Origin of the sequence: Lentibacillus sp., assembly GCF_035301675.1 — a bacterium.
Taxonomy (GTDB): domain Bacteria; phylum Bacillota; class Bacilli; order Bacillales; family Amphibacillaceae; genus Lentibacillus.
In genome coordinates this window covers 1-9,860 of record NZ_DATGTT010000084.1, presented here as the reverse complement: position 1 = coordinate 9,860, position 9,860 = coordinate 1, and the positions used below count along the sequence as shown (strand labels likewise).

Genomic DNA, 9,860 nt, shown 5'->3' with positions numbered 1-9,860 from the left:
GTTGTAATAACTTTCTTACGCGTATAGAATTCAACACCATCTTTTCCGTTAGCATGTAAATCACCATAGAAGGAATCTTTCCACCCTGAAAACGGAAAGAAAGCCATTGGTGCCGGTACGCCAATGTTGACTCCAAGCATTCCCGCATCGATGGTTTCCCGGAATTGACGCACACTTCCTCCATCGCGTGTGAATAAGCAAGATCCATTGGCAAACGGTGATTGATTCGTCACATCAATTGCTTCATCCAGGTCCTTAACACGCACAATCGATAAGACTGGTGCGAAAATCTCATCCTGCCAGATTGTCATGTCGGTTGTCACATGATCAAAAATGGTTGGGCCTATAAAATAACCTTTTTCCTGTGCTCTTCCGTCTTCGCGGCCATCATAGATTAGAGTAGCACCCTCATTCTCACCTTTTTCAATATAGCCCAGGGTCCGCTCTTTATGCTGCTCACGGATAACAGGTCCTAAGAACACACCATCATCTAAGCCGTTTCCAATTTTAATATCGTTCACTTTTTTCACAAGCTGATCGATAAATTCATCAGCCACCGATTCTTCCACTGCCACAACCGACGCAGCCATACAGCGCTCACCGGCAGAGCCAAATGCTGCATTCAGAATTTGGGTTGAGGCATTATCCAGATTGGCATCATCCAGCACAATAGAGTGGTTCTTGGCACCAGATAATGCCTGAACGCGTTTCAGATTGTCTGTCCCTCGTTTATAGACATGCTCAGCTACAGGCTGCGATCCAACAAATGAAATCGCCGCAACCTTTTTATGGTCCAGCAAACCATTCACAACATCATGTGCACCGTGAACAATATTGAAGACACCTTCAGGAAGACCCGCTTCTTCCAAAAGTTCTGCCAAACGATTTGCCAACAGCGGTGTACGCTCAGATGGTTTCATGACAAATGTATTGCCCGTTGCAATCGCCATTGGAAACATCCAGCAAGGTACCATCATCGGAAAATTAAATGGTGTAATACCACCAACCACCCCAATTGGATAACGATAAACACCAGACTCAAGCCCTGATGCAATCGAAGACAGTTGGTCTCCCATCATTAAATTAGGTGCACCGGTAGCGAATTCTACATTTTCAATACCGCGCTGAACTTCTCCTTTAGCTTCCTGAAGATTTTTACCATTTTCAATTGTAATCAGCTCAGCCAGTTCATCCCAATGCTCAACCAGCAGTTGCTGATATTTGAATAGGATACGCGCACGTTTCGGAACTGCTAACTCTTTCCACTCCTGAAACGCCTCATTTGCCACCTTTACAGCATGGTCCACATCTTCATTCGATGAAATCGGAACTTCAGCAATAACCTCACCTGTCGCCGGATTAATGACCTTTTCCGTCTTATCGCTTTTTGCTTCAATCCATTTGCCGCCTATATAGTTTTTTAATTGCTCTGATTTTGTTTGTGGTTGTGTCATTTTTGAAACCTCCATAATTTTTTCAGATCTATATTTATAGATGCGCACCCTCAACCCTCTAATTTTTTCTATAGCAAACTCACCTTGAATTAGGGGCTGCTGAATAAACAAAAATGCTTGTTTTGACAGGAATTTTGAGTCTTTTTGTCGAAATCAGATGCAAGAGAAAAACCCGAATTGGTTGAAATAATCTTTTAAACAACCCATCGAATATAACAGCAGCCATTCACATATAGCTAATCAAACTTAATCGCCACATTCTTCACTTGCGTATAATTGTATAAGGCTATCCAGCCTTTTTCCCGTCCAAAACCACTTTTCTTGTAGCCGCCGAATGGCATTTGTATTCCGCCACCGGCACCGTAATTATTAATGAAAACCTGGCCTGAATCGATTCGGCTCATTAATAAATGCGCTTTATTAATGTCCCTTGTCCAAATGCCTGTCACAAGACCGTAGTCAGTGCTGTTGGCAATGTCAATCGCTTCTTCTTCATCTTTGAAAGTAAACACAGACAGGACCGGACCAAAAATTTCCTCTTGTGCAGCCTTGCTGTCAAGTGAGAGGTTATCGATAATAGTTGGCTCCAGATAATACGCATTCTCGTACTGGTCATACTTCACGCGTTTGCCGCCAGTCAGTACTTTACCCTCCTGCTCAACCAACGATATAAATTCCATAATCCGATCAAATTGCTTCTGATTTATGATCGGGCCAAGGTCATGATCATCCAACGCAGGTCCGACCGATAGTGTTTTAAAGCGATCAATTAATTTATCCAAAAAAGTTTCCTTAAACGATTCTTCAATCAATAATCTTGAACCGGCAGAACAAGTCTGCCCGGCATTCTGGATAATGGCTTTTACGACACCATCGACCGCTTTATCGACATCACAATCCGAAAAAACAATGTTAGGCGATTTGCCCCCAAGCTCAAGTGTAACAGGAACCACATTCGACGTGGCTGCATTCGCAACAGCCGTCCCTGTTCCTACTGAGCCGGTAAAAGTTAAATGATTGATTAGCTCATGAGATGATAAAGCAGCGCCTGCTTCATATCCATAACCTGTCACATGATTAAACACACCTTTTGGCAAACTTGTCTGATCAAAGTACTCAGCGATTTTTGATGCTGTCAATGGTGTATCCTCTGCACTTTTAACGACGACTGTATTCCCCATGGCAATCGCTGCAGCCACACTCCGTGATAATATTTGAATTGGATAATTCCACGGAACGATATGGGCCGTTACACCGATTGGTTCACGGATTACATAATCAATGAGACCGTCTTCAATCGGGATCGTGTCTCCCATCACTTTATCCGCTGCGCCCCCATAAAATTCAAAATATCTTATGGCAGCATCGATATCAGCATAGCCCTGCGTCAAGGGTTTGCCGACATCCATTGTTTCCAGCCTTGCCAGCTCATCCCGATTTTCTTTAAGCTGCGCCGCTACCTCGTACAGGATTCTCCCTCGCTCAAACGGTTTGACGCGACGCCACTCTTCACTGACAAATGAGTTTTTGGCAGTTCTTATCGCTTTATCAACATCATCGCTTTTCCCCCGTGGGATCGTCGTCATGACTTCCCCCGTGGACGGGTTATTGACGTTTATAATCTCTTTGTCGCTGCTGTCCTCCCATTTGCCGTTAACATACATTTTTAATGATTCCATCAAACCACCTCCTCAAGCATCACCGTTATTAAATGTTTCTGCCGCCATCAACGTGAAATACACTTCCGGTTACCATGCTGGCCTCATCAGATAATAAAAATTTAACCGAATTTGCGATATCCTGAGGCTCCAGAAGTCTTCCCATCGGCACGCTGTCCTTGAATACCGTCTCTTTCATTTTTTCAATGTCAGCACCCTTCTGGGCAAATTGGCCAAGCATGTTCGTATCACTCGGGCCGGGGTGCAGAAGATTCACGTTAACCCTGTTGTCCGCCAGTTCTATTGCTAATGCTTTCGTAAACGATTCAACCGCACCTTTTGAAGCAACATAGGACTGCAGGCCGGGTCTTGGTCTGGTCACTGAAACCGAACCGATATTGACAATCGCCCCGCCTCCTTGTTCCTTCATATAGCCGGCAGCTTCCCGGCAGGTTAAAAATGTCATCGTTAAATTAATATCGATGATTTTATACCATTCTTTCAAATCCACTTGCTCAATCGGAGTCGAATTTTGGGCGATGCCGGCTGCATTAACAAGCCCGTCAATTTTGCCAAACGTTTCTTTTCCTTTACTGAAAACAGTTTTCACTTTTTCTTCATCAAGCAGATTCCCTTCGATCCCAAGGAATCGGTTAACGCCTTTGAGTTCCTCAAGTGACGCGATATTCAAGTCACAGCCGACGACATTCGCATTTTCTTTGAGGAGTGTTTCAACAACTGCTTTCCCCATTCCGCCGCCAGCTCCGGCAACGACAATGGTTTTATCTTTAAAAGTCATGTTATACCCACCTTGTTCTCACGCAAAATTTTAACTAACGCATCCCCAGCTTCATCGGTACTGGCTGATCCGCCAATATCCTTCGTCACTTTGGATTTGTCGGATAATAGTTGTTCAATCGCCCTTAAAATGTGATCGTGTAAATCTTTCCTTCCAATATGTTCAAGCAGTAGTGCAAGTGACCATATTTGAGCAATTGGATTGGCTAACCCCTTGCCGGATATGTCGGGCGCTGATCCATGCACCGGTTCGAACATGGATGGGAACTCACCGCTTGGATTAATATTTGCTGAAGGTGAGATACCGAGCCCGCCCGCCACAGCGGATCCCAGGTCCGACAAAATATCCCCGAACAAGTTTGAAGCCAATACCACTTGGAATTCCTCCGGCTGCTGCACAAATTTTGCCGCTAACGCATCAACGTAAACTTTTTCGTATTCTATATCACTATGAGATTCAGCTATTTTCCCGACTTCCTTATCCCAAAATTTCATCGTATGGGTGATTGCGTTGGATTTTGTTGCACTGGTGACTTTGCTGTAATGATGTTTACGGGCATAATCAAAAGCAAACTCAGCAATATTTTTTATTCCTTGCTTGGTGAAGATTGAATTTTGAATTGCCATTTCTTTTTCCTGACCCTGAAACATCAAACCACCTGAATCAGAATATTCGCCTTCTGAATTCTCACGCAAAATGACAAAATCAATCTTCTTGTTTTGCGAATGATCCAGCGGACTGTTGATTCCTTGTAATTGCTTAACAGGACGGAAGTTGACATACTGCTCAAAAGTTTTGCGAATGGGCATGATCAGTTCCCATACCGTGACATCATCCGGGACCCGATTATCGCCGATTGCACCGAATAAGATAGCATCGTAGTTTTTCAATGTTTCAAGGCCATCCTCTGGCAGCATGCGACCGTGCTGCACATAATAATCACTGCTCCAGTCAAATACATCATAATCCACGTCCAGCGCATAATCGGTTTCCAGCGTTTCCAACACCTTTACAGCTTGTTTCATCACTTCTTTTCCGATCCCATCCCCGGGGACTATTGCAATATTACCGGCCATTGCTGTTACCTTCCTCATTTAAAAAATTTAAAGCGGCTTGACGGTAAATTTCAGTCGTCTCACCTAGCTCCTTGATATCAACGTATTCATTTATATGATGTGGTACTTCTCTGTCGCCGGCTCCGATTGTGACAATAGGCACGCCATGAATATGGAGAAAGGTGCCGTCTGTCGCGCCCGGGACCCCGTTATATTCCGGTTCTTTATTTAACGTTTTCTTCACAGCCTCATGGACAGCTCCCACAACTGGCTCACCCTGGTCTGTTTCTGTGGCAGGACGGTTTTCAATGATCTCATACTGTACATCGAAATCTTCATCTTCTTCTTTCAAGTCCTTGAAAATGCTTTTAATTTTTTCGATGAGAACACCATGATTCTGAGAAGGGATGGTTCTAATGTCCAATGTTGTCATCGCTTTTTCCGGAATGACATTTATCTGCGCATCCCCTGTTACCGGTGCTTTAACAATCGTTGGCGTAATGCTTGGCCATTTTAAATAAGGGTGCTCGCCGTGAGTCTCCTGTTCTTCTTTCTCCAGTGCTTCCAGCGCAGTGATTATTTTAGCCAGTCGCCAATTCGGATTGATACCGCTCCAGGAGATGGCGCCATGAGCCATCTTGCCGTTAACAGTAATTCGAATTCTCAGTGCTCCGCGCTGTGCGACACAAATCTGGTTTTCTTCCGGTTCACAAATGATTGCACCGTCAACATCATCCGCCCAGCCTTGCTCAATGAAATGCTTGATGCCAATCATCATTCTTTCTTCATCAACCGGAATGCACAGGATAATTTTACCGGTAAATGCCTCTTTATCTTCCAGAATTGAATGAGCAGCTGTAATCATACATGCTAAATTGCCTTTCGTATCATTTGTTCCTCTTCCATACATCCGCCCATCGACTATCTCTGCTCCAAACGGATCGTATTTCCAGCTTCCCCGATCACCTTCTGTCACAACATCCGTATGACCTTCGAAGATCAGTGTTTTACCCGGTTTCCCGGAATCAATCACACCGATAACATTCGGTCTGCCGGGTTCAACCTCTTCAACATATACGTCAATACCCAGTTCACGTAAATAATTGGCTGTAAAATTGGCAACTTTCTCCTCGTTGCCCTCCGGATCTTCCGGACGATAGACACTCGGTATTTGTACCAGCTGCTGCGTTAATGCGACAGCCCTTTCATAATTCCGTTTAAGTCTGTCTGTTTTCGCCAAATTCATGATCGACACTCCTTATGCTTCATTTTTCAATTTAGATTTAGGGAATTCATATGCTGGTTCTCTCAAAATAAGGCTAAATACAACAAAAGCCAGCAGTGACAAGAATACAGGTACGGTCACTGTGTGAACACCAAACAAATCTCCGTATGCTTCATTGTAAAAATGGATGCCAATATAAGAGACAATCCCGGTTATCATTGATGCAATGGCGCCGGATTTATTAGCAGTCTTCCAGTATAACCCCAGTACAATCGGCCATATGAATGCTGCTTCCAGACCGCCAAATGCAAATAGATTCAAGAATATGAGCAGTTCAGGCGGGTTGATCGATAACAGAAAAGCAACAATCCCAATGACTGCTGTGACGCCCATACTTACCTTCTTAACGTGTTTAAATGATGCTTCAGGTTTAAAATAGTTAATATAAACATCTTTAACGACAGATGAACTGACAAGCAAGAGTAGCGAGTCAACCGTTGACATCATGGCAGCCAATGGTGCTGCCAGCACGATCCCGGCCAGCCATGACGGCAGTACATCCAGAGCAATCAGCGGAATCACCTGATCTGCAACTTCAATTCCCGGCAGTACGGGCCTGGCAAAAACACCGATCAAATGCATATTGAGCATAATGAAACCAACAACCACTGTGCCTATCATAATGGCCCGGTGCATTGATTTAGCATTTCTGTATGACATTGCCCTGACTGTAACCTGTGGCAAAGCGACTACGCCGACACCAACAAGGATCCAGTAAGACGAAATGTAAGCAGCCGACAGTTGCCCGTCCTGACCATATGGCGTGACAAAATTGGGGTTTTCGGCAACCAATTCAGAGAAGATATTGGACAAACCGCCACCCGCCATAATCACGGCGACCAGCAGCACGAATGTTCCCAAAAACATTACAATTCCCTGTACTGTATCGGTAATCGCAACAGCTCTGAAACCGCCAATGATGACATAGATTAAAACGGACAGCGTAAAGATAAACAAGGCTGCTGTATATGACAAGCCAGTTAACGATTGAATTAAATATGCGCCGCCAACCCACTGTGCAGCCATTGCGGAGAACAAAAAGATAATGATACTTAATGCCGACAATAAAACGACAGGCGTACTTTTATATCTTTCCTTCAAAAAATCAATAAGGGTAACCGCATTATAGCGTCTCGTAACGATCGCAAATTTCTTGCCGAGGACAAGCAGCACAAAATAGCCAGTTGCCACCTGGGTCATTGCCAAGAGTACCCAGCCGAAACCAATTGAGTACGCGGCGCCAGGACCGCCCAGGAAACTTGATGCACTGCCATATGTAGCAACCATCGTCATAGCAAGGACCATCCCGCCGAACTCACGGCTTCCCAGGAAATAGTCACCAAGGAAGGATTTTGATGAATCCATCTTACGGTTTGACCAGATCCCTATCATAAAAACGATTAAGAGAAATATTAATAACGGTGTAACAACACCCCAATTCATGCCGATTCCTCCTCTCCATCCTCGGCTTCATCGTCCAAAGGGACCTCTTTCAAAACAAATTTAACAACAATGAATACTAAAACCACCATAACAAGGTATCCGACTATACAGCTCCAGAAGAACCAAGCCGGGAAACCTAATACATATGTGTATTCTTCAGGAGGCTTAGAACCCAAACCATAGGCGAAACCGAACCACCATAGAATATTGATAGCGGCCAGAACACAGCCCACTACAGCTTCACGGTTTGCTACCTTTAACCGCCAATCATCATTAAAATGGTTATCCTTCATTCCTCTTCCCCTCCATTAATCGGTTAATATATATCCTTCTGTCAGCGCTTACATAGACTTGAAGAGTTAATGAAATTTCGTTTGCCAAGACACTTTGCAAATCTTATGATTCGTAGTATATTAAAATTATAATCTATTACATCATACGTATGATGTATGATGTAATATGTACTATATACCCTATCAAATTCTGAGAACTTTGTAAATAAAAATACTGAAAATTATATTAACAGAAATGGAGATGAACGTTATGAATTTATCAATTGAAAAAATTAATTTAAGCGGAACCATTTCGTCTGAAATTGTAAAAGTCATTAAGGATAACCTTATCAGTGGAAACTTAAAACCCGGGGATAAACTGCCTACAGAAAAAGAATTAATGGAGCAAGTAGGAGTCAGCCGAACGCCGGTAAGAGAAGCAATTAAAATATTGGAAGCTATTGGGGTCATACAAATCAAACGTGGAGAAGGAATGTATATAACGAACAACTTATCACATTTTACTTTAAACCCTTTAATCTTCAGCTTAATCATGCATAGTAATGACATGGAGGAATTGATTAAATTCAGACAGCACTTCGAAGTACTCCTGATGAACATGATTATCACCAAAAAAGAAAAAGATATCCGTCCCATTGAGAAAGTCTATCATTCACAAACAGAAAGAATGAAGCCCGAATTAAGTGCTGAAGAACTGGTTGAGATTGACCTGGAATTCCATTACGCTGTACTGGAAGCAACGAATAATCCTTTTGTTATTGAAATTGGAAAAACGATTTATGAAATAATCAAGCCAAAAATGATTCACTTTAAAAACTCTCAAAACATTGATCGTACATTAACAACACACAAATACTATCTGGACTTAATTAGCGGTAAACGTGAATTTAATTCGAGCAGCATCGTTCAGGACATGATTAAAAATAACGAAGAAATGGTGAACGATTAGAATCGGACGGATGATTTTTATGCCTGGCTGTTCACGCAGGCTTACATTGAAAGAAACACGCAATATCAGTTCCTGAGTAAATCAGAATAACTCGTAACACCATGTAGCGAGGTTGCCATTTTCACTGCCCGTATGACAGCTTGTTCCATTACATCTGCAGCTAACAGTCCAACTAAATCCAGGTCAGATTCAACTTCCCCTGTAGCCAGTGTGAAAATTGTATCCCCATCCACCATCGTATGTGATGGACGCATTGTTCTGGCAAAACCATCGTGGGCCATAGAAGCTAGTTTATTGGCTTCCGCTTTATTTAATTTCGCATTGGAAACAATGACTCCGATTGTGGTATTTTCCTGATTTTTATTTTTTCGATTCTCAAATTGTTTAATCATAAATTCTTCAGTATTTACGAAACTGCCGGAATCAGAGAGTGCCCCAGCTATAATCTCTCCTGTTTCCGGGTTAACCACATCTCCAAAACAATTCACAGCAACCATAGCGCCGACCATTAATTCTCCAACCTGAAGACAATATGTACCTAGACCACCTTTCATGGCTCGATCCATTCCCAGAACTTTTCCAACTGTTGCTCCTGTCCCTGCACCAATAGTACCCTCTTTGCAAGCATCTCCAGCAGCATTTTCACAAGCCTGCAGACCCATTTTTTTATCAGGTCTTTTTTTATAATCCCCTATACCCAAATCGAATAGGATTGCCCCTGGTACGATTGGAACTTTAGTAACGCCGACATCAAACCCCGCGTCATGACTTTCTAAATACTCCATAATTCCTGACGCAGCATCCAATCCAAAAGCACTTCCTCCGGACAATAAGATTCCATGTGCCTTATCAACCCTATTTAAAGGGGAAAGAAGTTCCGTTTCACGAGTTCCCGGCGATCCACCTTCTACATCAACACCAGCT

Annotated in this window: 9 protein-coding genes; 1 reads left to right on the top strand and 8 read right to left on the bottom strand. The window is 43.1% G+C overall.

Going from position 1 to position 9,860, the window contains the following annotated elements:
- The 7 genes from VK097_RS13340 to VK097_RS13310 all read right to left on the bottom strand — a co-directional run.
- Nucleotides 1-1,454, bottom strand: a 1,454-nt coding sequence (locus VK097_RS13340; RefSeq protein ID WP_324212289.1) for a CoA-acylating methylmalonate-semialdehyde dehydrogenase, incomplete at its 3' end; no start/stop codon positions are given.
- 236 nt (nt 1,455-1,690) lie between these two features.
- Nucleotides 1,691-3,133, bottom strand: coding sequence for an aldehyde dehydrogenase family protein (locus VK097_RS13335; RefSeq protein ID WP_324212288.1), 1,443 nt, complete (start codon nt 3,131-3,133; stop codon nt 1,691-1,693).
- A gap of 28 nt (nt 3,134-3,161) precedes the next feature.
- Nucleotides 3,162-3,911, bottom strand: coding sequence for an SDR family NAD(P)-dependent oxidoreductase (locus VK097_RS13330; RefSeq protein WP_324212287.1), 750 nt, complete (start codon nt 3,909-3,911; stop codon nt 3,162-3,164).
- A complete protein-coding gene (locus VK097_RS13325) occupies nt 3,908-4,987 on the bottom strand; it encodes a tartrate dehydrogenase (RefSeq protein ID WP_324212286.1) in 1,080 nt (359 codons plus the stop codon). Before VK097_RS13325 ends, VK097_RS13330 begins: the two co-directional genes overlap by 4 nt.
- Nucleotides 4,977-6,212 (bottom strand): M20 family metallopeptidase, encoded by a 1,236-nt coding sequence (locus tag VK097_RS13320; RefSeq protein ID WP_324212285.1) that lies wholly within the window; start codon nt 6,210-6,212, stop codon nt 4,977-4,979. Before VK097_RS13320 ends, VK097_RS13325 begins: the two co-directional genes overlap by 11 nt.
- 12 nt (nt 6,213-6,224) lie before the next feature.
- A complete protein-coding gene (gene panF, locus VK097_RS13315) occupies nt 6,225-7,694 on the bottom strand; it encodes a sodium/pantothenate symporter (protein ID WP_324212284.1) in 1,470 nt (489 codons plus the stop codon).
- Nucleotides 7,691-7,987, bottom strand: a complete 297-nt coding sequence (locus VK097_RS13310) for a YhdT family protein (protein ID WP_324212283.1) — start codon at nt 7,985-7,987, stop codon at nt 7,691-7,693. The genes panF and VK097_RS13310 overlap by 4 nt, the downstream gene beginning before the upstream one ends.
- 250 nt (nt 7,988-8,237) lie before the next feature.
- Between VK097_RS13310 and VK097_RS13305 the strand changes: the two genes are divergently transcribed.
- A complete protein-coding gene (locus tag VK097_RS13305; RefSeq protein ID WP_324212282.1) occupies nt 8,238-8,936 on the top strand; it encodes a FadR/GntR family transcriptional regulator in 699 nt (232 codons plus the stop codon).
- A gap of 65 nt (nt 8,937-9,001) precedes the next feature.
- Here the strand turns inward: VK097_RS13305 and VK097_RS13300 are convergent.
- A partial coding sequence (locus VK097_RS13300; RefSeq protein WP_324212281.1) for a P1 family peptidase occupies nt 9,002-9,860 on the bottom strand: 859 nt, incomplete at its 5' end.